The sequence below is a fragment of the Dorea phocaeensis genome (assembly GCF_900240315.1).
Lineage (GTDB): Bacteria > Bacillota > Clostridia > Lachnospirales > Lachnospiraceae > Dorea_B > Dorea_B phocaeensis.
In genome coordinates this window covers 133,789-155,698 of sequence record NZ_OEPZ01000005.1, presented here as the reverse complement: position 1 = coordinate 155,698, position 21,910 = coordinate 133,789, and the positions used below count along the sequence as shown (strand labels likewise).

The following is a 21,910-nucleotide window of genomic DNA, read 5'->3' as shown; positions in this document are numbered from 1 at the left end:
TCCGCCTCACTTCCAGAGAAATACAGGATAACCATCTAAATCTCCTCTTAAATACCGTGCTAACAGCATGGCTTGCACATACGGAACCATTCCCCATTCAATCTTTTCTTTAAGATATGGATGAGTCAGTGTCTCCTTCTTTTTATTTTGCCATTCCGTTAACAGCCTTTTTCTTAATTCATCATCCATCAGCACTGCACCATTTTCTTTTGTCACAAAATTCTTTCCTGTGATTATCCTTCTATTAATCAAAGACAATACAAAACGATCTGCCAATACCGCTCTTAATTCCTCTATTAAATCTAACGCTAAAGATGCTCTCCCCGGCCGCTCTGTATGAAGATAGCCAATATAAGGATCCAACCCTACACATTCAAGCGCCGATATGATTTGATTTGTTAATAAAGTATATACAAAAGATAATAATGCATTGACGTTATCCAGTGGTGGTCTCTTGTTTCTCCCCTGAAAATTAAACTCTTTTTTCTGTTGTAATATCAACTGATCGAATACTCCAAAATAAACGCTTGCAGCTTCACCTTCATATCCTCTTAACTGATCTTTCGATTGACTATCTTGAATATAACTCAAAGAATTCTTTAAATATTCTGATGCTTTTTTTACTTGTCCCACATCAATCTGAAGACTATGATCTCGAATCGCTCGTTCCAATACCCATCTTGCATTGTGCACTTTCCCTAAAATACAATTTTTTGCTATCACTAAACTTTGTTCTTTGTTTTTCGCACTAGAATATTGCTGTTCACGCAATATAACATTTCCTTTTATTTTACCCGTTATTCTTGCTAAAAACTTTCCTTGCGGCGTCATATAACAAAGAGAAATATTTCGGTCTGCACATGCTCCCATAAGCGCTGGACTCGTCCCTCTATAGCCAAACGAAATTATCCCTTCCAAATTATGTAAAGGCAACCGTCCAATTTCAACTGTATCTTCAAGAATCACAACATTTTCTCCATCTAATGCCAAATAGCTGTTCTCAGAAGTCACATATAATGTATTCAACAATTTTTTCATTTTTCTTCCCCCTTCAGCATCTGGGTAATATATTTTTCCACCGAGTTTGATTTCTCAAGTTTTGGGAGACAAATATCCTTCAACGAACAAGAATTACACGCTTTATTATATTTTACTTTTGGCGTATATTTCCTATCAAAATACTGATGCATTTCCTGAAACATCTTTATGACTTCCTGCCTCAACTCTTCCGTAATTATAACCACTTCACGTCTTCTTGTTTCTCCATAAAACAATGCTCCTTCTGAAATATTTGTAGAAAACATTTCCTCAAGACACAAAGCCTGCGCCACAAGCTGAAGCTTATCCTCTTCTGTAACCTTGGGTTTTCCTTTTTTGTACTCAATTGGATAAACCAAAAATGTACCTCTATGTCCATGCAGTTTTATTCCATCTTCACACCTACGAAATTCAACAACGTCACACTCTCCACTTACCCCCATTGCTTTTGAAGCAACAGGAAGAGACCTTGCCACAAGTAAATCTTTTCTTTTTTCCGTGAGATATGGATCATGTGCTTTTTTATGCATCAATTCACCTACAACTGTATGTATATTTTCTGCCCACTGCTGCTCGATATGAATTAATGCCCACTGTCTTCTGCAAAATTTAAAATGTTGAATACCTGACAACATCAAATAATCATCTTCTGTATATTCCATCAAATCATCCTTTTTACTTCTACTGATTCAGGGATATTTTCCTCATACACTTCAACAATATAATCTCGAAAACTCCTCGGATATTCTACTTGATCTTTCTTCTTTACTTCAACTGAATCAAACAGCTTATACGCTGGACAATCCCCCAGTTCTTTACTATGTTTAAATACTATCAGCTCACGAACTGCCATATTACCACGAGCAGCTGAATGATCGTGCTCAAACATATTAATAATTGCCTCCCACAATAACTCAAGATCCCTCTCCGTAAATCCAGTCACTTTTCTTGCCGAATTGGCAGATACATATCCCTCTACCCGATACAATCCATAAGGAACAACACTCTTTCTCCCCATCTCTGTACTTTTGTTCTCGGCATCTTTCTCGGTTGTAATCGCTACTCTCGTAATAGTAACTTCCTGGGATACAATTGGATCTACACTTCTTGCAAATCCAATCTGTACCGGACCTCTAACCTGCCCACAATTTAAAGCTGCTTTTACAAATGTTGTCATAACTGCACCAAACGTTCTTATATCATAAAAATTCCGGCACATATAGTCTCTGATCTTAACATCGGCCTCTTCATCATTTTTCTTTAATTTCTTTAAAGACTCCGTCACCTTTTTCTCATCGGTATCACTAATCCCCAAGCTTTCACACGCTTCACGATCACTTTTATTCAACGGAACACCATCTTTTATATAAATTTTATATCCCTTTTCATCTTCTTTTACAGTTTCTATATAATTTCGAATTTTTCTTTTTAAACACACATCAGTCACCAGACCAAGTCCACTCTCCGGATCAATTCTCGGCATATTCCCTGCATCCGGATCCCCATTGGGATTACCATTTTCCACATCAAACAAAACTACAAATTCATACCTGTTTTTAATCACTTCACTCATTTATTTTTCCTCCTTTTTTTCATATTTTTTCTGTCTTTGATGATAATAGCCAATTGCAAACTTCCCTTGCTCTTCTAAGGATAATCGTTTTGGGAATCCTTCCTCCCCATCTATTTTCCACATAATATCCGAAAAAAGTTTTTCGTAATAATTTTTTGCACTCTCTTTTTCCCGTCCTAACTTTTTCATATGACTATTTTTTAATCTGATTAAAACAGGAAAAATTGCTGCCGGCGTTGCGCATGCCGAATTATAATAACGATCACGAATTGTTGCCTGTATTCCCGGATTTGCCTCTGCTTGTATCCCCTCTAATATAGCAAACAATCTTCCAAGTACATATGCAGTATCATTGCTCTCCTCATTTAATCCCATATAATTCTCTCCTTCCGTCCAATTACAATTTCGTATCAGATATGTTTTCAAAATGGCTATCTTTCTCCAGCTAAGTTTTCCTTCTTCCTGCTCTGCTCGAATTCGAATCATAATATCGGAATATAATCTTGCTGGATACCTCTCTCCTGACAAAATAGCACGAAATGTCATTGCTGCCATATTGGATACCGGTTTCTTATCTTTCGCCTTCTTATTTACCGTTTCAAACAGCATCTCCTTCACATTCAAATATTCTTTCGTCTCCCAATTGGGTTTTACGAGCGACATCCTTCTATAATGCTCTGAAATATTATTTAGAATCTTCCCAAATGAATTTTCATAAAAAAATCTCACAGATAATCTAGCTGCATTCGGCGATAATCCCAATACATAAAATTTCTGTTCTGGGTTTAATTCATTTCCAAAAATTTCTATCCTCTCTCCACTTTGTACTTTTTTAAACAAATATTTCAACTCTTCTTGATTATCTGTTGGTGGATCCATACACTCCATAAACGCATCCTGATAATTCTTTTCACCGCTTTCTGCCCAGAACACAACCATCGTATCTCCAATTTGAAGAGAATGCTCTCTATCTGATAGCAAAAAATTGAGTGCCGTAGTATAGGCATACTCTGCATATTTCCCTACCGGCGCATTGTAGCTTTGTTCTTTCCCATAAGACTCAAATGAAGAAGCATTAAAGGAAACTAAAGCTGCGCCACTCGACTGCGCCCCCCGCACACCTTTTATCCCTCTATGAATTCTTGCAATTTCTGACCGTTGTCCTGTCACCAGACAAACACCTTCTATATCTTCATTCTCTTCCTGTTTTCGGTTGTTCCACAATTCTTTAATTTCTATATCATCCTGCGCATACCCCCCTTCCATACCAAAAATCAGATTTCCACCATCTGTAATTTCTTCCCAGTTTTCTCTGATTTCCGGACATTCCATTGCACTTACCGGATCCCATTTTTCAAAAAACAAGCAAATAGCCTTCGCCATCTTTCCTTTTGCCCCTTCCAACAAGGAAAGATGCTTTCCCTTTGCTGCTTGGAAGCATTCTTCTGCTCTTTTTTTATTCTTTGCATCATTTTCCCGGCTCATTCCAAGAAGATATTTCGCATTGTCACACAAAAAATTAGCTGAAACTCCTGAGGACCTTGTTACCATCTCTGGCACTGGCAATATCTGATGCGTCAATACCGTTTTCTTTCCTCGTTCTTCTTCTCTTTTCAAACTGATAATTCCCTTTACCTCACCTGCACTGGATAGTTCAATCTGATAGGAAACTTTCGCACTACACCAGCCAGGTTTTGATACCATTTCTTTCTCCGCCAAATTTTCATAATGTTTCACAAGTGCCGGCAAAATCATCGTATCACCTCACAATTTCTAAGATCAATCACTCCCCGCTTCATAATTGCCCGAAAAAACAGCGGCTCAATTTTTTCTTTATCTGTATAATCCATGTCAAATAGCATCAATCCCAAATCTTTTTCCGCCACATCATCAAACGCTGTTTGAATTTCTTCCTCTTCACATAATGCAAAATGCGCAGGGAATTCCCTACATCCAAAATATGGCATGTGATAACATTCTCCCCTGCGCAGTCGCCTCATTATAATATCTTTAAATTTCCCCGGATTATCTGTCTCATTCGCTTTTTCTGTCATTTCAAAATGTGCTTCTATCACATACTCCACATTTGCCAGAATTATAGATGCCCTCTGAACAATCTCTTCTTTGCTATTGATGTAAAGAGGTTTTCTCGCTCCGTTATATACCGATAAAACATTGTTCGCAGAAATCTTGCTCTTGACTTCATTTCTTCGAACACTGGTAAAACTGATAGGATTCTTCACATAGATTTTATCAATTACCCATTTCATACCCGGATGCCAGTAAATCGCTTCCAAGATTCCTCTTGCAGCAGATGGCGTCATCACATCATAAGAGTATCTTTCTACCTTTAATTCAGGACGAGAAAATAATGCATAATCTCCCCAAACTTTTACTTTTACTCCCATTCCCATAAGCTCAACTCTCCTTTCCTTTTCATCACAAGATTACTCCTTCCTCATAACATGCCGCTATATAATCTCTGGGCTGATAATAAAAATCTGTATTATAATCTGAAATATGCTTATCAATCCACGAATGATACACTTCCCAAATCCCTTTCACAATTTCGTTATCTGCATATGAATCCTCTATTAATCGTTCATATACCTCTCCTATACTCCAATAATCGGGCACTAAATATTTACATTCTTTCTCGTTATCAAAGTTTCCTACCATCACCTTACTTTCTTCTATAAATTCGTCTGCTACTTTTTCTATCGGCTCACAATGGAACACGTCTGCATACTCATAAATACGCATCAACCGCTCTTTTCCTAGAGACTCTACAACATCTCTCCTTGTTCTTTTTACCTTACGGCCGATATATTCAATCAAACTACATGTAAAAAACAAATCATTATTATTTTTTCTGGCCATACGCAACCTCACTTCCTATAAATTTCAATGTATCAAGCGCTGAAATTGTATGAAAGCTAATTTGGTGTGTAGGATATTTGAATTTTACCAACTCCCAAAAGGCAGCTCTTGATATTTTCCCATCTATAAAATTTTGTATATAATTATAAATCGTGTCATCTGCCATTGGTCCCTCTACGATATCATATTTATGTGATTTCCCTCGACGACAGGCAACAACAAAATCTAACCACTCTTCGGTCATTTCTTCAAATATAAGACAATTTAAATTTTTATTTGGTACATATTCATATTTATTAATAAAGCCTTTTTTTCCATAACGTGTCGCCCAACGCCTCGCCTGCTCCGGATACTTAGTCACATAAAACCCAAAATAAAAATCCTTATTATATTTCGCTTTTCGAACTTCTGGATATTCTACTACGACATTACTCCCATGATATAAAATCATTTTCTTCTTCCTCTCTATAGCCAACCAGATTATTCTGTTTTTTTATTGTTATTCTTTATTTATTCTTAATATATCATACTTTTAGCCCAAAATCAATTCAGTTTCTTTTGTTCTGATCCAAATTTAATGAAATTTATTATTTCAAAATCTTGAAAACCAAAAACCTATATGCTATATTTAGTACGTCAGAGTTACCCTCTGCGGATTGAAATATTAACTTTGGTTTAGAACGTTTTAAGGGAAGCGGTGAATGCGTACAGCATAATATATGTACACATCCACCGCTTCCTTCATTTACCTGTATTTCTTAGAAAAATAAAGCTGCACCATCATCAATCTCCAACTCCAGACCCATTTCATTCGTATATTTATTACTATCTGTCAGTTCATAAAAATCTTCAATACCATCGGCAATTTGTTGAAGTATTCCCATTCCATACATTTTATCGAATTCTTGATCATATACAGTAACACAATACTGACCGGCTTTTCTCATCTCCTGACGCGTAACCCCTCGTTCTTTCAGTCGTCTTAAAATTTCATTCGCTACTTCTTCTCGATTTATAAAGATTGTTTTTGTATTTTGCTCAATCAATTTAAATTCTTTTCCTACTTTAGCGAAATTATATCTCATATTCTTACCTTGAAACTCATCCAATATTTTTTTCTTATCCAAACTATCACCTTTGATATGATATAACATCTCAAAATACTTTGTAATGGTTTCTGCATCCGAAATATTTCTTCCATCTGAGATCAAACTTTTTGCCACATCAATTTGCTGCCTTTGTCCTAAAATATTCTGTTTTTCTTCAAACCTAAAAATAAACACTTTACTTTCACCTAACGCTCGCTCCCCCTCTCTGTTGCATCTTCCCGCAGCTTGAATCATAGCATCTATTCCGGCAAGTTCTCGATAAACTGAGCAAAAATCCAAATCCACCCCTGCTTCCACAAGACTAGTAGAAACAAGAATACATCTTTCATTTCTCCTAAGTCTGTTCCTTATCTCCTGCAATACGCATTTTCTATGCTTCGGATACATACTCGTGGATAAATGATAAATCCCTTCTCCTTCTAACGTTTTATAAAGCCTTTGTGCTCTTTTCTTTGTATTAACGATACATAACGCTTGATATTCTTTATTTATTTTTTCAACCAACTTTTCTTCTGTTAATATCCCTGTATCTTCAAATACTGTCCGTTTAAAAAATTCAAACTGCTCTTCCATTCTCGGACATAATTCTGTTGCTGAAATTCCGCTTTTAAAAAAACTCTTCAATGCCGGTTGAGTAGCTGTACATAAAACAGCACTTACTTCGTAGTTATTAATAAGTTCTTCTATCATAGCAGTACATGGCTTCAAATAATCATTCGGCAACATCTGTGCTTCATCAAAAATGATAACGCTATTAGCAATATTATGTAACTTCCTACATTTTGAAGATTTATTAGCAAACAAAGATTCGAAAAACTGTACATTCGTAGTAACAACAATCGGTTTGTCCCAATTTTCACTTGCAAGATGCATTGGTCGAAGCTCATCCACACTTTCATAATCAACATTGCAATGACTTTCCAATACGTTTTCATCACCTAAAATGCCTCGAAACACTTTTGCGTTCTGCTCGATAATACTTGTATATGGAATTACATAAATAATCCTATCCATTCGATTTTCCAATGCATGTCGTAATGCAAAAGCAAGAGATGCAATGGTTTTTCCACCTCCTGTTGGAACAGTCAAACGGAAAAGTCCTTTTTCAGATTTACCCAATTCTAGACAATGTCTTAAAACTTCTGTTCTTCTTCCATTCACAGTATCAATATCTTGATTTTTAAGCCATCCAGAAATATAGTTTTCCAGTTTTCCAAAAAGAACTTTTATATTCTGCCCCGCCTCTCTCCCCTGTTCTCCCTTTTTCATAAAATTTTCTGTATCTAAATAATCTGCATCCACTAAGCATGAATAAATCATTCTCATAAAAACGCTAAGTGAAAAATCTCTGTCAACTGCCTTTTCCATATTAATTGGATAAGAACTTATTTCCGGAAGCTCAATTTCTGTTCGATACACCTCATAATCACTAATTTTCTTCTTTCTTCTCCCTAGCAAAGTCGGTGCAATCCCATCATCAAAATTGCTTCCAAAGTCCGGCAATCCCGTATGATGACCTTCTACGCAATATTCCAAAAAGGAATATTTACCGCCTTTTTCTCTACACACTCTTGCTCCTGCAGTTGAATGATCTACTCGTTGATTATTCTCTCCTAAAATTCTTTGTTGAAAATCCATGGAGTATTTTCCAATATCATGAAGCATTCCACAACAATAACCCCAGTCTTGCTTTCCAAATTTCTCTGCAAATTCCCCTGCCAACCTCGCTGTTCCTTCTAAATGTTCTTTTACCGTCTGAATTCTTTCACCATCAAGATGGGCTATATATTCCATATGTTCATCGCCTTCCTATCTTTTATATTTTACCACCACTCTATTTTCTGGTATCAAACTTTTGCTATTATTAATAAATGCCTTAGTACATTTTCCAGAACTCTTTCACTATTTTTTCATTGCAAAATAAATGGCGCCTTGGCAGACTCCCGTTTATTCATCAGCTTTCTTTTGTTCACATACCTTATTACAATTTAAACACTTTAATTACAAGCATACTGCCAAGCATCATAAACGGCAAATAAACCCAAGCAGAAAGACTAAGATTCGCTGCACTACTTAAAAAGCCTGATAGATTACAGCCCGCTGCAATGCATGCTCCATATCCCATAAGCAATCCCCCCGTAGCATAGCCACCCACTTCTTTTAGCGATTCCGGTTTGTGGATTTTAAATTTTTTGGTCAATATTGCAATGATCAGAGAACCTATAATAATTCCAATAATCAAAACAGATGTTTCATATCTGAATATGCCGCCGCTAATTATTTTTTGTGAGCTTTCTAATTGAAAGAAACTCCACTTCTCAGAATGTGCGCCAAATAGATTGGCTACCCACGCACCAAAGTAAGGAAATGCTCCTGAAATACCTATATTTAATCCAGTAATCCATTGATATCCAATCATATAAATACCAAGTACAATCCCCCCGACAATGCTTCTTTTCGGGAGCCGCCAATTTTCACTGAGATTTTTTTTATCCCACACACAAAACTCGAAGTAAATAAATGCTACTAAAAGTATAAATAAAACAAACCCTGCAATCGTACCGAACGTCTCTGGGAAGTATACATACAGCGAATGCTTCTTTAACGGCACCCACATGCTTTTATATGTAACATTCCCGATTAGTGTTCCAATAATCACAAACACAAATGTTATAATGTGACCAAGGTAACCATTTCCGAGATCTCTTACCACTCCAAGAATACATCCGTCACTGAGCATCATACCTATTCCAAAAATAAAGGCTCCAATTACGAGTGCAAAATCAATCCCCATTACTCCTACATAATTAGTTTCTGCTCCCGACAATGTTTTAAGAAAAAATATACCAGTACCCCCTATAAGAATACTGATAAGAAGCATACGAAAACCATAGGAATTCATCTTCTTTGTTGTACAATAAACGGCACCGCAGAAGCCAACGGAAAAGTAATTGATTACAACTCCCAAAATTAATCCAAGTAAAAGAATAACCAGCATCTCTAATTACCTTCCTTCCAATATCCTTCTTGAACAAGAACCCGCTCTGTCCATGCTTCCTGAACAACAATCGTCTCTATTTCATAATGAGAGGTGTAATACACGTGGTTCCCATCGCACGGAACGGGTCTGTGTGCCTGCCAATCTCCTGTAGCAGAATTGTTAGCATTGGAAAAATATGCACCGCATGCACATGTCACACCCGCAAGATATTTTCTCTGCTTTGTCACAGCGGGATGCTCAATCGTTTCATAAACAGGTTCGACCCAAACTCTATTAGGTGTTGCCGGGGCGCTTTGGCCTGCTACCGGGTTTGATGGAGCGCTTTGACCTGTTGTCGGGGTTGATGATGCGCTCTGACCTGTTGCCGGATTTGATACGGAGCTCTGGCCTGTTGCTGAATCTGATGCAGAACTCTGATCCGTTTCCGAATTTGATGAAGACTCACTTGAACCAACGTCACTGCTCTCTTTCTCATTGGTATTTGAATCAGATTTTTTCAACTTATCCTCTTCTGCCAATGCTTTTTTACCAGATTTCTTCCCCTCTGTTTTTGCCTCTAACTTTTTTTCTGCTACTTCAGCTGAATTTTCTTCATTAGAAACCAAATTACTTCTACTTGAAGCAGCAAAAGATATTGAGCAAACTCCTAAAATTACGACTACGTATAGCGAGAGAAGAATCGCACCAGTGTGATTTTGAAACAACTTAGAGCTCATGATTTTTTTTAATCTCTCCATACAAACATCTCCCTTAAATTTTCTAAAAGCTTGAAATTGAGTACGTATAGAATGTGAAAAAATATTTGCATCGGTCTTTACTCTCAAGACCGATGCAAAATATTAAACTCTATAAATCGCCAAATTAGTTACTCTTTCTCTTCTTTGTTACCATAACAGCACCTATGCCTACAATAGATGTAAGTGCAAGAATTGTCCAAAGTGCAAACGGATTATTATCACCAGTTGCCGGAACTGTTACTGTATTCTTTTTCACGGCTGATACATTTCCTTTTCCTGGGGCCGGCTTACTTCCTGTTCCCTGATCCACTCCACTTCCTGTTCCCTGATCCACTCCACTTCCTGTTCCTGGTTTCGTCGGCTCTCCTCCACCCGGAGTTACCGGATCTTTGATTGACGGATCAGACGCTCCACAAACAACACACTTTCCATTCTCATATTTATGAGGCGCCAGAGGACTTACTGTGTCTTCTGTCTGAATCTCATTCGCACCCTGCTCATCTGAGAATAACTTACCACATGAATTGCACTTCCAATGTTCTTTTACACCTTCTGTTGTACAGGTAGACTCTATACCATCTATTTTCTCAAATTCATGTACATGCTGAAATTCAATAACGGTGTTATAAAGAGAAATACTCTGGGTCTTGATAGAAAGATTAGCACCTTCCTGTGTAAAAGTACAATCTTCAACCTTATTGCCTGCCCGGTCTACATTATAAACCGCCTGAACAGCCTTCTCTGTTGGAAGTGTTGTCGTAATCGTATAGTTTCCGTGTGGCAGTTTACAGATTTCATCTCTGTGCATATTAATCGTATCAAAATCCATTACAAGCTTTTCATCTGTTTCTTCAAGAATTCTTTCATTAAAGACGAACTCATCTCTAAAAACCTTAAATAATGCCCCTGGCATGTCCGTATTAATTTTTCTTCCACGATCGATGAAAACTCTAATTCCATCTAAGGTTGACTTCTTTGAGTAGCTCGGCAATGGAGCATAGGTACAATCCTCTATCATACTCTGACCTTCCTCGTAGCTACTATCCGCAAGATAAATTCCACCTATCGGATTACATGTATAGTGTGTATAAGTACGGGTCAATACATTTTCCCCTTGCTCCTGATGGTTTTTTGAAGTAACAAGATCCTGCAAAAGAACATAATTCTGCAACTCCGGATCGGTTGTTTCCATAACTACTGCATAGTTTAAATCTTCAATCATATCTCCCTGAAGGAAACCAAACTCATCAACCGTAAGTTCTACAGTTTCATACTGGTTAACAAGCTTGAATTTCACATCATAATCATTTATATACATATCTGCCATATCCGGCATGTCCACTGTACCACTCAACTCCGAAACGAATTTACCTGCCCCGTTGTTGTCATCGCAGAAAGGAATTCGATTCACTTTCTTAAGTTCCTCTTCGGTCAGGGTCTGCTCTCTTTTAGTTACTGTAATGCTGTCAAATGATTCTCTTTCCGGAGAATCACTATTTTTATTCGTCTTATCATCTTTCGGAAGCTCCCCAGTTGCATCAAGAGTAAAGTATTTGTTCTTCATTTCATAATTTGCATCTGCGAGACTGAGAATATAGTGATGTCCCTTTATCAGAGTTGTTGTATCCAACACTCCGTTATTTGCGTGAATCTCTGGTGAATACTCCTGAATCGTTGTGTCAAAAAGCGTAAATTTAAGCTCTGCATTGAGCGGTGCCCCCGCTTGATCCACCACCTTCATACCAGTAAGGTCAACAGTAGTAGGTTCATATATCTTGCCCATTACTCTTTGTATTGCCTTATCGCTATAAGGCGGCTGTGAACCATGGGCGACATTGGGAATCATCAAAGTAGTGACAAGAAGACACGCCATTAATCCCTTGATACGTTTACCTGTTTTCATAATGTTTTCCTCTCTTTTCCTATATTTGATTTATTATTGTAGCATTTAACCATAGTATATCATTTCATTAAATATTTTCAAGGAATATTTACCTGATATCCATAGAAAATGTCAATAAATACAGTCAATTATAACAAAGTTCCATCCATTAGAACATGATTTTTCCGACATCTTTTTCACTTCACTAACAATCTAGGGAATTTGTCGACAAAAAAAGCCGATCCCCTTGATCATTCAAAGGTTATCGGCTTTTGTTAACTTATTCCCACTCGATCGTCGCCGTCGGCTTCGGGCTCAAATCATAGCAAACACGATTCACATTCGGAACCTCTTTCAAGATCCGATCCGTGATCTTAATCAGCACCGGCCAATCGATCTGCTCAATACTTGCGCTCATCGCATCGATCGTATTCACCGCACGGATGATCACTGGATACTCAAAGCATCTTGCATTATCTCTAACACCTACTGATTTGAAATCCGGCACTGCCGTAAAATACTGCCATACCTTCTTGTCCAGTCCAGCATTCGCGAACTCTTCACGAAGGATTGCATCCGACTCACGCACTGCTTCCAGACGCTCTCTCGTAATTGCGCCTAAGCACCTTACGCCCAGTCCCGGTCCCGGGAATGGCTGACGGAATACCATATCATGCGGAAGTCCAAGTTCCAGACCACATGCACGAACTTCATCTTTAAACAAATAGTATAATGGTTCTACCAGATCAAACTTCAGATCTTCTGGAAGTCCACCTACATTGTGGTGGGATTTTACAACTTTCGCTGTCTTCGTTCCGCTCTCCACAATATCCGGATAAATCGTTCCCTGTGCAAGGAAATCAATTCCTTCCAGCTTTCTTGCTTCTTCTTCAAATACACGGATAAATTCTGCTCCGATAATCTTTCTCTTCTGCTCAGGATCAGCTACTCCCGCCAGCTTTCCAAGGAATCTCTCAGATGCATCCACATAAACCAGATTGGCATCCAACTGATTCTTGAACACTTCGATAACGCTTTCAGACTCTCCTTTTCGCATCAGACCATGATTTACATGGACACATACCAGCTGTTTTCCGATTGCTTTAATCAGAAGTGCAGCTACAACGGAACTGTCTACTCCACCAGACAACGCAAGCAATACCTTCTTATCTCCAACCTGTTTACGAATCTTATCTACCTGATCCTCCACAAAGTTTTTCATATTCCAGTTTGCTTCTGCTTTGCACGTATCAAATACGAACGGCTTTAAAAGTTCTTTTACTGCCTCTTCATCTTCCGGCCAGCATTCGCAAAGTTTCTCACATTTTGCCGGTGCATGATCCACAGCTGCAACCGGAATTCCGGCACTGTATATCTCTTCTCTGACATCAATTGCTTCGCCGTCCACCATGCGGTTTGGTCCGCCATTTAAAATAATTCCTTTTACATTCGGAAGTTCTTTTAATGCTTCTGCGGTGATATCATGCGGATGAATCTCACTGTACACGCCAAGTGCACGTACGGCTCTTGCAATTACAGTATTCTCCGTACTTCCCAAATCCAATATTACGATCATATCCTGTTTCATCGTCTGCTCTCCCATTATATACACATTCGCTTTAAACTCTGTATTCCACCTATGTTTCCTTTGACCGTTCGCTTACTTAGCTTACGTAGTTGTCAAAATATCCCTGAATCAGGATTACCGGCGTACCCTTGTCTCCGGAACCACTGGTTAAGTCACACAGTGAACCAATCAGATCCGTCAGGCGGCGTGGGGTTGTTCCCTGTGCTTCCATCTTTCCGACCAAATCTCCGTTCTTCTCTTCAATTCTCTTGGAAATTGCTTCTTTTAATGCCTCTCCTGACAGTTCCTTGAAATCGTTATCTGCCAGATATTTCAATTTCAGCTCGTTTGGCGTTCCTTCCAAACCTTCTGTATTTGCAACGGATACACATGGATCTGCAAGTTCCCAGATTTTCCCAACTGGATCCTTGAATGCTCCGTCTCCGTAAACCATCACCTCAACATGTTTTCCAGTCTTATCCAAGATCTGCTTCTGCACATCCAGTACAAGATCTGTACAGTCTCTTGGGAAGAGCTTTATAGACTCCTCCGTAGATTTGTTTGACCCCAAAAGTCCAAACTTTTCGTTGCATCCGCTTCCGTTTACCGGGCTTGTCAGAATGTCATCCATTCCAACGACTACTTCTGCACCTGCTGCCTTAAGAAGACGTTTCGTTCTCTCTCTTGTGTGAATATCGCAAGTCAATACATTCTTCGTATAGTCCAGAATTGCTCTCGGATCATTTGCGAAGATCACCTCTACTTCTGCGCCTTCTTTTTCAATCAGTTCACTATAATATGCCACATAATCCACACCAGTAAATGGGTGAATATTCTCTCCGAATAATTCGCGGTATCTCTTCAGATCCAGCACGTCGCTATATGGATTAATGCCTGCCTCATCCAGTTTATCCAGGGATACCAGTTCGTTTCCAACCTCATCACTTGGATAGCTTAACATCAGCACAATCTTTTTCGCTCCTCTTGCCATTCCTTTCAAACAGATAGAGAATCTGTTTCTGGACAGGATTGGGAAGATCACTCCGATCGTTTCTCCGCCAAGCTTTGCTTTAACATCTGCACCAATGTCATCAACAGATGCATAATTGCCCTGTGCTCTTGCCACAATAGACTCGGTTGCTGCAATAACGTCGCGGTCTCGAAGCTCAAATCCTTCACTTTCTGCTGCTTCCAGCACGCTCTCTACAATAATATCAGCAAGCTGATCTCCTTCTCTGATAATTGGACAACGGATTCCTCTTGATATAGTACCTACTTTTCTTTCCATCTTCTTAATCCCCTTGTATCAAAATAATATCTAAACAGTAATAAATCTACCATTCTTGTATTTTAGCATAGACCATTTACTTTGACAATCGCTTTCCCATCTGTAGAAATCAGTTTTTTTCACTTTTTACCGATCGAAAAACGGAGATTTCCCAGATGCACTGAGTGGAATCCCCATAATCTGACATACATCTTCACCAAGAAGGTGCATTTCCTGGGCTGCCCGTCCGATAGAAAACATGATGCGATTGTCCACTCTCGCGTCTGTTGCTATGCTGACTGCTGAGCCGACAGCAATCCCAAGATCGATTCCCGTATAGGCACATCTTGCGCCCGCCTCCATACAGGACTTACATTCTCCCATTCCGCAGAAATTACATCCCGCATTCAGTCCGCGAACCGCATTTTCTTCTCCAATCAGAACAACCGCCTGAGACGCTCGCAGGTTATTGGCATCTCTGTGGAAAAATCCAAATCCAAGTTCCTCTGCAATTCGATCCATCTCGTTTGCCAACTGTTCTTTCTCTTCACCTGTTAAAATCGCCGTGTGAAGCTTATCGACCCCTTTTGCCTTTGGCGCGGTTCTCGCTGCCACACACATCGCTTTGGCCACTTCAACAATTCTTCCTTCTTCTGCTTCCTTTTCACGAATCATCATAAGCTTTTCCTCCTTTTATCCGTAAATCTGCCCTTTGATCGGCCAATTTCTTTTTTATTTGTGTAAATCATATAAATATACGGTATCACATTTGTTATATTCTGTCACTTCATAGCCGTTATTTTTTTTATTTCCTATTTTATTTTTCATCATTCTCCTATATAATAGTATCTGGAGAATTTTACATTATATATATCAGGAGGATACCTATGGCAAAGAGAACAGATATACATAAAGTATTAATCATCGGTTCCGGACCGATTATTATTGGACAGGCCTGCGAGTTTGACTATTCCGGAACACAGGCATGTAAAGCACTTCGGAAGCTCGGCTATGAGATCGTGCTGGTCAATTCCAACCCGGCTACCATTATGACCGATCCGGAGACAGCAGATGTAACATATATCGAACCATTAAACGTAGACAGACTGGAACAGATCATTGCAAAAGAGCGCCCGGATGCACTTCTTCCGAACCTTGGCGGACAGTCAGGACTGAACCTTTGTGCAGAGCTTGCAAAAGAGGGCATTCTGGAAAAATATAATGTTCAGGTTATCGGTGTTCAGGTAGACGCCATTGAACGTGGAGAAGACCGTATCGAATTCAAGAAATCTATGGATGCGCTTGGCATCGATATGGCGCGAAGCCAGGTCGCTTATTCTGTAGAGGAAGGTCTCGCAATCGCTGACGAACTGGGATACCCGGTTGTTCTTCGTCCGGCTTACACCATGGGCGGCGCCGGCGGCGGACTGGTATATAATAAAGAAGAATTAAAGACCGTTATGGCAAGAGGTCTTCAGGCATCCTTAGTTGGACAGGTTCTGGTAGAAGAATCCATTCTCGGCTGGGAAGAACTGGAACTTGAAGTTGTCCGCGATGAAGAAGGCAATATGATCACCGTATGCTTCATTGAAAATATTGACCCACTTGGTGTTCACACCGGAGACTCCTTCTGTTCTGCTCCAATGCTTACCATTTCCGAAGAAGTTCAGAAGCGTCTGCAGGAAAAATCCCACAAGGTCGTAGATTCCGTTAAAGTAATCGGCGGATGTAACGTACAGTGGGCACATGATCCAAAGACAGACAGAGACATCATCATTGAGATTAACCCAAGAACTTCCCGTTCTTCCGCACTTGCTTCCAAGGCAACCGGATTCCCGATCGCCCTGGTATCTGCAATGCTGGCAACCGGACTTACATTAAAGGACATCCCTTGCGGAAAATACGGAACTCTTGATAAATACGTTCCAAGCGGAGACTATGTCGTAATCAAATTCGCTCGCTGGGCATTTGAGAAATTCAAAGGCGTAGAGGACAAGCTGGGTACACAGATGCGTGCAGTCGGCGAGGTTATGAGTATCGGTAAGACTTATAAGGAAGCATTCCAGAAAGCTATCCGAAGCTTAGAGACCGGACGCTATGGACTGGGACACGCGAAAGATTTTGACACAAAATCCAAAGAAGATCTGCTGAAAATGCTGATCACTCCATCCAGTGAACGTCACTTCATTATGTATGAAGCTCTTCGTAAAGGCGCATCCGTTGATGAAATTCACGAGATCACCAAAGTAAAGAAATGGTTCATCGAACAGATGAAGGAACTGGTAGAGGAAGAAGAAGCACTGGCAGCTAGCAAAGGTTCTATGCCTGCTGACGAGCTCTTAATCTCTGCAAAGAAGGACGGTTTCTCTGATAAATACTTAAGCCAGATTCTGGAAATTTCAGAAGATGAGATCCGCAATCACCGAATCGAGCTTGGTGTAGAGGAAGCCTGGGAAGGCGTTCACGTAAGCGGAACTGAAGACAGCGCTTATTACTACTCTACTTACAACGCAGAAGATAAGAATCCTGTAAACACAGACAAGCCGAAAATCATGATTCTTGGCGGCGGTCCAAACCGTATCGGTCAGGGTATCGAGTTCGACTACTGCTGTGTACATGCATCCTTAGCTCTTAAAAAGCTTGGCTTCGAAACCATTATCGTAAACTGTAACCCAGAAACCGTTTCTACGGATTATGATACTTCTGACAAGCTGTACTTTGAGCCGCTGACATTAGAAGACGTATTAAGCATTTACAAGAAAGAACAGCCAGTCGGCGTAATCGCTCAGTTCGGCGGACAGACTCCTCTGAATCTTGCTGCTGACCTGGAGAAAAATGGCGTGAAGATCCTCGGAACTTCTCCTTCTGTAATCGACTTGGCAGAAGACCGCGATCTGTTCCGTGAGATGATGGATAAATTAGAGATTCCGATGCCGGAGTCCGGAATGGCTACTACCGTAGACGAAGCACTTGCAATCGCAAAAGAAATCGGCTATCCGGTTATGGTTCGTCCTTCTTATGTATTGGGCGGACGCGGAATGGAAGTGGTATACGATGACGCAAGCCTGACCAACTACATGAAGGCTGCTGTTGGCGTAACACCAGATCGTCCAATCCTTATTGACCGATTCTTAAATCACGCATTGGAATGTGAAGCAGATGCAATCAGCGACGGAACACACGCATTCGTTCCTGCCGTTATGGAACACATTGAGCTTGCCGGCGTTCACTCCGGTGACTCTGCATGTATCATCCCGTCTGCGCATATTTCTGAGGAAAATGTAAAGACCATTAAAGAATATACCAGAAAGATCGCAGAAGAAATGCACGTACGCGGTCTTATGAATATGCAGTATGCAATCGAAAACGGAAAAGTATATGTACTGGAAGCCAACCCACGTGCATCCCGTACCGTTCCATTGGTATCTAAGGTATGTAATATCCGCATGGTACCTTTGGCAACCGACATCATCACTTCCGAACTGACAAGACGTCCGTCACCGGTTGCAAACTTAAAAGAACAGGATATCCCATACTTTGGAGTAAAAGAAGCGGTATTCCCGTTCAATATGTTCCAGGAAGTTGACCCACTTCTCGGACCTGAAATGCGTTCTACCGGAGAGGTTCTCGGACTGTCTCCATACTACGGAGAAGCATTCTACAAAGCACAGGAAGCAACACAGTCCAAGCTTCCACTGGAAGGAACGGTACTGATCTCTGTAAACCGCAAAGACAAGGCAGAAGTTGTAGAAGTTGCACGCCTCTTCGCAGAAGACGGATTTAAGATCATTGCAACCGAAACTACATGCAAGCTGATCAATGAAGCTGGTATCCCTGCCGAAAAAGTCAACAAGCTGCAGGAAGGCCGTCCAAATATTCTGGATCTGATTACCAATGGCAAGATTGACCTGATCGTCAACTCTCCGGTTGGAAAAGACAGCATCCACGATGACAGTTACCTGCGTAAATCTGCAATCAAAGCAAAGATTCCTTATATGACCACAATTGCAGCCGCAAAGGCAACTGCAAAGGGAATTCACAATGTGAAGAAATACGGTCAGGACGAAGTAAAATCTCTGCAGGAACTGCACAGCGAAATTAAAGATAAAGAGTAATCCTATTCAATAAATCAGGCTGGCGCCAAAGCGATAAATATCGCAAGGCGTCAGCCTGATTTTTTCAACTTATAAGGAAGCGAAATACTTTTTCAGATCCTATCTTTCTTCTAGCGCAGCAAGGAAAAGTTCATAGAAATCATCTTCACCCTCAATCATCGGAGAATTTTCCCCACCGCCATTGGTACTTCTTTTCATTTCCGCATGAAACGTCTCCCCTGCCATAATCAGTTCCATTTCATAAATCTCATATCCCAGTTCTCGGCAAACCTCGCAGAATGCTGCTACCGGCTCGGATTCCTCTCTCGTATGCAGAAATCTTTTTCTTAAATCCGCATCCCTCTTCGCCCGATTCTGAATGTCATCCAATATACTTACAATCTCTGCCATCTATCTAATCCCCTTCATAATCTCGCCAATCGGCGCCGCTATGGTAAGCTCCGCGCCCACTTCTCTTGCCGTCGCGCTCTTATTAATTACCACTAGATGTTTGCCACGGAAATAGTCAATAAAACTTGCCGCCGGATATACTACCAGAGATGTTCCTCCAATAATCAGAGTGTCCGCCTCACTGATCGCACGAATGCTGTTCTGAATCACACCCGAATCCAATCCTTCCTCATAGAGCACCACATCCGGCTTAATCAAGCCGCCACACTCACACCGCGGTACTCCATCTGCCTGCTTCACATAAGAAGCCTCATAGAACTTCCCACACTTTCTGCAGTAATTACGATGAATACTTCCATGAAGTTCAAAGACCGTTTTGCTTCCCGCCGCCTGATGAAGTCCATCAATATTCTGAGTAATAACCGCCTTTAATTTCCCCCGTTCTTCCAGTTCTGCTAATTTCAAATGAGCCGCATTGGGCTTTGCGTTAAGAAACATCATTTTACTTTTATAAAAATCGTAAAAGGCTTCTGTATGATGGATAAAAAACGTATGGCTTACCACCTGTTCCGGTGCATAGCGGTACTGCTGATGATAGATACCGTCTGCACTTCTAAAATCCGGAATCCCACTTTCTGTAGACACTCCTGCCCCTCCAAAGAATACGATATTTTCACTATCATCAATAATTTTCTGCAATTGTTCTATTTCTAATTCATACATACGGACATTCTCCTTTCCAACTCCTCATATTCGCATATGTTCCCAGCTGTTCTGCCTTCATTATACGCTTCTTTATTGACTTTTCCCACTGCATTTTCTATGATTAAGAAAAAGAACAGAAAGGATTTTGATATAGAAATGACATACAAACATATTGTTTTTGATTTTGGAAACGTACTGGCTAAATTTGATCCCGACTATCTTCTAGGGCAGTTCTGCGATGATAAGGAAGCTTTTCCTCTGCTGTCGGATATCCTCTTCGAGCACTGGGATGAACTGGATGCCGGAACCATAACACCGGAAATGGCCAGGGCCGAAGCGATCTCCAAGACGCCAACAGCATATCAGAACCTTGTACTTCGCTTCTTTGAAAGCTGGTATCGTTATCTGCTTCCTCTTGAGGATACCTGGAAGTTTATCCGCGAATTAAAGGAGCAAGGGTATGGGCTCTACATCCTATCCAATGCTCCGGTTGATTTCGCCGAACACGCCGCTGATTGCTATGAAATCACAAGCCTGTTTGATGGCATTGTGTTTTCCGCCCCCATCAAAATGGCGAAACCCCAGCCCGAAATTTACCACCATCTATTCCATACCTATCATCTTTCTCCCGCCGACTGCTTTTTCTTAGACGACAAACCAGAAAACATCCAAGCTGCAAAAGATGCCGGAATGGATGGACTTGTATTTACCGAAGATATCGACATTGTAAAAGAGAGGATTGGCTTTTAATCCAACCCTCTCTTCTCTACATATCCAACGCTTCTACGACCTCTTTCGCTCTTTGCGTTCCTGCCACTCCGCCAAGTCCCGTCTCTCTAAGACTTACATCCATTTTCACACCAACTTCGCGCATCGCATCCATTACTTCATCTACGGGAATCTGACTTTCAATTCCTGCCAAAGCCATATCTGCTGCCGCCATTGCATTGACTGCCCCACCGACATTTCGCTTGACGCAAGGCACTTCTACCAGACCGCCTACCGGATCACAGACCAGACCCATCAGGTTTTTCAAAGCCATCGCACAGGCATGTCCCAGCTGTTCCTTACTTCCTCCCCGTACATGTGTAATTGCTGCTGCCGCCATACCAGATCCGGAACCGATCTCCGCCTGACATCCGCCGGATGCGCCGGCCAGAAATGCACGATTCGCGATCACCTGCCCCACACCGGCAGCCACATACATCGCTTCTATCATCTTCTCTTCCGGCACATTGTATTCCCGGTAATAGGTAACAAGAACTGCCGGAAGAACTCCGCAGGCTCCTGCCGTCGGCGCTGCAACAATTCGCTTCATACAAGCATTATTACAACCCATTTTCAACGCATTTGCCATCACCTTCGCCATATAGGTTCCGCACAGCGGAGCGTTCTGTTCCAGGTAATGATCCATCTGACCGCCTTCTTTTCCTACCAACCTGCTTCTGGACATTAGCTCCGGATCATAAGCGTCCAAACTGTCCTGCATCGCCTGCCACATGCCCTTCATTCTCTCCCAGGAATCCTCTTCTGTAACTCCCCGTTCCGCTGCATCGCCAAGCTGGATGGCCTTCCAAAATGAAATGCCGTCCTTTTCGCATCTTTCATATACCTCTTCCATTGATTGATATGACATACATTTCCCC

The 21,910-nt window shown here is 40.7% G+C and carries 19 protein-coding genes; 2 read left to right on the top strand and 17 right to left on the bottom strand.

Annotated features, from left to right (window positions below; genetic code table 11):
- Positions 1 to 6: 6 nt before the first annotated feature.
- The 14 genes from cas1c to C0979_RS10730 all read right to left on the bottom strand — a co-directional run bounded on the left by cas1c (position 7) and on the right by C0979_RS10730 (position 15,732).
- Positions 7 to 1,038, bottom strand: a complete 1,032-nt coding sequence (gene cas1c, locus C0979_RS10795) for a type I-C CRISPR-associated endonuclease Cas1c (protein ID WP_101695990.1) — start codon at positions 1,036 to 1,038, stop codon at positions 7 to 9.
- A complete protein-coding gene (gene cas4, locus C0979_RS10790) occupies positions 1,035 to 1,700 on the bottom strand; it encodes a CRISPR-associated protein Cas4 (RefSeq protein ID WP_101695989.1) in 666 nt (221 codons plus the stop codon). The genes cas1c and cas4 overlap by 4 nt, the downstream gene beginning before the upstream one ends.
- On the bottom strand, positions 1,700 to 2,611 hold the full coding sequence (cas7c, locus tag C0979_RS10785; RefSeq protein WP_101695988.1) for a type I-C CRISPR-associated protein Cas7/Csd2: 912 nt from the start codon (positions 2,609 to 2,611) through the stop codon (positions 1,700 to 1,702). Before cas7c ends, cas4 begins: the two co-directional genes overlap by 1 nt.
- Complete coding sequence (cas8c, locus tag C0979_RS10780) at positions 2,612 to 4,366, bottom strand: type I-C CRISPR-associated protein Cas8c/Csd1 (RefSeq protein WP_101695987.1); 1,755 nt, start codon at positions 4,364 to 4,366, stop codon at positions 2,612 to 2,614.
- Positions 4,363 to 5,025: a type I-C CRISPR-associated protein Cas5c gene (gene cas5c, locus C0979_RS10775; protein WP_101695986.1), complete on the bottom strand. Its 663-nt coding sequence runs from the start codon at positions 5,023 to 5,025 to the stop codon at positions 4,363 to 4,365. Before cas5c ends, cas8c begins: the two co-directional genes overlap by 4 nt.
- Positions 5,026 to 5,050: 25 nt before the next feature.
- Positions 5,051 to 5,491 carry a hypothetical protein gene (locus C0979_RS10770; RefSeq protein WP_101695985.1) on the bottom strand — a complete coding sequence of 147 codons (441 nt, stop codon included), beginning with the start codon at positions 5,489 to 5,491 and terminating at the stop codon, positions 5,051 to 5,053.
- Complete coding sequence (locus tag C0979_RS10765; protein ID WP_101695984.1) at positions 5,475 to 5,942, bottom strand: DUF3990 domain-containing protein; 468 nt, start codon at positions 5,940 to 5,942, stop codon at positions 5,475 to 5,477. The genes C0979_RS10770 and C0979_RS10765 overlap by 17 nt, the downstream gene beginning before the upstream one ends.
- A gap of 307 nt (positions 5,943 to 6,249) precedes the next feature.
- Positions 6,250 to 8,394 carry a CRISPR-associated helicase/endonuclease Cas3 gene (locus tag C0979_RS10760; RefSeq protein ID WP_101695983.1) on the bottom strand — a complete coding sequence of 715 codons (2,145 nt, stop codon included), beginning with the start codon at positions 8,392 to 8,394 and terminating at the stop codon, positions 6,250 to 6,252.
- 187 nt (positions 8,395 to 8,581) lie between these two features.
- Positions 8,582 to 9,598: a YeeE/YedE family protein gene (locus C0979_RS10755; protein WP_101695982.1), complete on the bottom strand. Its 1,017-nt coding sequence runs from the start codon at positions 9,596 to 9,598 to the stop codon at positions 8,582 to 8,584.
- A gap of 2 nt (positions 9,599 to 9,600) precedes the next feature.
- Positions 9,601 to 10,338: a hypothetical protein gene (locus tag C0979_RS10750; RefSeq protein WP_145995118.1), complete on the bottom strand. Its 738-nt coding sequence runs from the start codon at positions 10,336 to 10,338 to the stop codon at positions 9,601 to 9,603.
- A 124-nt stretch (positions 10,339 to 10,462) separates the two neighbouring features.
- Entirely contained in the window at positions 10,463 to 12,241 is a 1,779-nt protein-coding gene (locus C0979_RS10745; RefSeq protein ID WP_101695980.1) for an LPXTG cell wall anchor domain-containing protein, read from the bottom strand.
- Between the two features lie 259 nt (positions 12,242 to 12,500).
- The gene (gene guaA, locus C0979_RS10740; RefSeq protein WP_101696021.1) at positions 12,501 to 13,808 is read right to left on the bottom strand and encodes a glutamine-hydrolyzing GMP synthase; all 1,308 of its coding nucleotides are present in this window, start codon (positions 13,806 to 13,808) and stop codon (positions 12,501 to 12,503) included.
- 76 nt (positions 13,809 to 13,884) lie between these two features.
- Positions 13,885 to 15,075 carry a coenzyme F420-0:L-glutamate ligase gene (locus C0979_RS10735; protein WP_101695979.1) on the bottom strand — a complete coding sequence of 397 codons (1,191 nt, stop codon included), beginning with the start codon at positions 15,073 to 15,075 and terminating at the stop codon, positions 13,885 to 13,887.
- Between the two features lie 126 nt (positions 15,076 to 15,201).
- Positions 15,202 to 15,732 (bottom strand): ferredoxin domain-containing protein, encoded by a 531-nt coding sequence (locus tag C0979_RS10730; RefSeq protein ID WP_101695978.1) that lies wholly within the window; start codon positions 15,730 to 15,732, stop codon positions 15,202 to 15,204.
- Between the two features lie 209 nt (positions 15,733 to 15,941).
- Between C0979_RS10730 and carB the strand changes: the two genes are divergently transcribed.
- Positions 15,942 to 19,169 (top strand): carbamoyl-phosphate synthase large subunit, encoded by a 3,228-nt coding sequence (carB, locus tag C0979_RS10725; protein ID WP_101695977.1) that lies wholly within the window; start codon positions 15,942 to 15,944, stop codon positions 19,167 to 19,169.
- A 99-nt stretch (positions 19,170 to 19,268) separates the two neighbouring features.
- On the opposite strand, the gene C0979_RS10720 is transcribed toward carB, so the two are convergent.
- Together C0979_RS10720 and C0979_RS10715 are read right to left on the bottom strand one after the other, a co-directional pair.
- Positions 19,269 to 19,559 (bottom strand): hypothetical protein, encoded by a 291-nt coding sequence (locus C0979_RS10720; protein WP_101695976.1) that lies wholly within the window; start codon positions 19,557 to 19,559, stop codon positions 19,269 to 19,271.
- Positions 19,560 to 20,282, bottom strand: a complete 723-nt coding sequence (locus C0979_RS10715; protein WP_101695975.1) for an NAD-dependent protein deacylase — start codon at positions 20,280 to 20,282, stop codon at positions 19,560 to 19,562. It lies immediately after the preceding gene.
- Between the two features lie 99 nt (positions 20,283 to 20,381).
- Between C0979_RS10715 and C0979_RS10710 the strand changes: the two genes are divergently transcribed.
- A complete protein-coding gene (locus C0979_RS10710; RefSeq protein WP_242962694.1) occupies positions 20,382 to 21,014 on the top strand; it encodes an HAD family hydrolase in 633 nt (210 codons plus the stop codon).
- 16 nt (positions 21,015 to 21,030) lie between these two features.
- Here the strand turns inward: C0979_RS10710 and sdaAA are convergent, their stop codons facing one another.
- Complete coding sequence (gene sdaAA / locus C0979_RS10705) at positions 21,031 to 21,900, bottom strand: L-serine ammonia-lyase, iron-sulfur-dependent, subunit alpha (RefSeq protein WP_101695973.1); 870 nt, start codon at positions 21,898 to 21,900, stop codon at positions 21,031 to 21,033.
- Between the last annotated feature and the right edge of the window lie 10 nt (positions 21,901 to 21,910).

Coding starts and splice junctions, on each gene's coding strand:
- cas8c (WP_101695987.1), bottom strand. CDS start 4,366: ATGATTTTGCCGGCACTTGTGAAACATTATGAAAATTTGGCGGAGAAA.
- C0979_RS10720 (WP_101695976.1), bottom strand. CDS start 19,559: ATGGCAGAGATTGTAAGTATATTGGATGACATTCAGAATCGGGCGAAG.
- C0979_RS10715 (WP_101695975.1), bottom strand. CDS start 20,282: ATGTATGAATTAGAAATAGAACAATTGCAGAAAATTATTGATGATAGT.
- C0979_RS10735 (WP_101695979.1), bottom strand. CDS start 15,075: ATGGAAAGAAAAGTAGGTACTATATCAAGAGGAATCCGTTGTCCAATT.
- C0979_RS10765 (WP_101695984.1), bottom strand. CDS start 5,942: ATGATTTTATATCATGGGAGTAATGTCGTAGTAGAATATCCAGAAGTT.
- cas7c (WP_101695988.1), bottom strand. CDS start 2,611: ATGAGTGAAGTGATTAAAAACAGGTATGAATTTGTAGTTTTGTTTGAT.
- sdaAA (WP_101695973.1), bottom strand. CDS start 21,900: ATGTCATATCAATCAATGGAAGAGGTATATGAAAGATGCGAAAAGGAC.
- cas5c (WP_101695986.1), bottom strand. CDS start 5,025: ATGGGAATGGGAGTAAAAGTAAAAGTTTGGGGAGATTATGCATTATTT.
- guaA (WP_101696021.1), bottom strand. CDS start 13,808: ATGAAACAGGATATGATCGTAATATTGGATTTGGGAAGTACGGAGAAT.
- C0979_RS10750 (WP_145995118.1), bottom strand. CDS start 10,338: ATGGAGAGATTAAAAAAAATCATGAGCTCTAAGTTGTTTCAAAATCAC.
- C0979_RS10755 (WP_101695982.1), bottom strand. CDS start 9,598: ATGCTGGTTATTCTTTTACTTGGATTAATTTTGGGAGTTGTAATCAAT.
- C0979_RS10760 (WP_101695983.1), bottom strand. CDS start 8,394: ATGGAATATATAGCCCATCTTGATGGTGAAAGAATTCAGACGGTAAAA.
- cas4 (WP_101695989.1), bottom strand. CDS start 1,700: ATGGAATATACAGAAGATGATTATTTGATGTTGTCAGGTATTCAACAT.
- C0979_RS10770 (WP_101695985.1), bottom strand. CDS start 5,491: ATGGCCAGAAAAAATAATAATGATTTGTTTTTTACATGTAGTTTGATT.
- C0979_RS10730 (WP_101695978.1), bottom strand. CDS start 15,732: ATGATGATTCGTGAAAAGGAAGCAGAAGAAGGAAGAATTGTTGAAGTG.
- C0979_RS10745 (WP_101695980.1), bottom strand. CDS start 12,241: ATGAAAACAGGTAAACGTATCAAGGGATTAATGGCGTGTCTTCTTGTC.
- cas1c (WP_101695990.1), bottom strand. CDS start 1,038: ATGAAAAAATTGTTGAATACATTATATGTGACTTCTGAGAACAGCTAT.
- C0979_RS10710 (WP_242962694.1), top strand. CDS start 20,382: ATGATTAAGAAAAAGAACAGAAAGGATTTTGATATAGAAATGACATAC.
- carB (WP_101695977.1), top strand. CDS start 15,942: ATGGCAAAGAGAACAGATATACATAAAGTATTAATCATCGGTTCCGGA.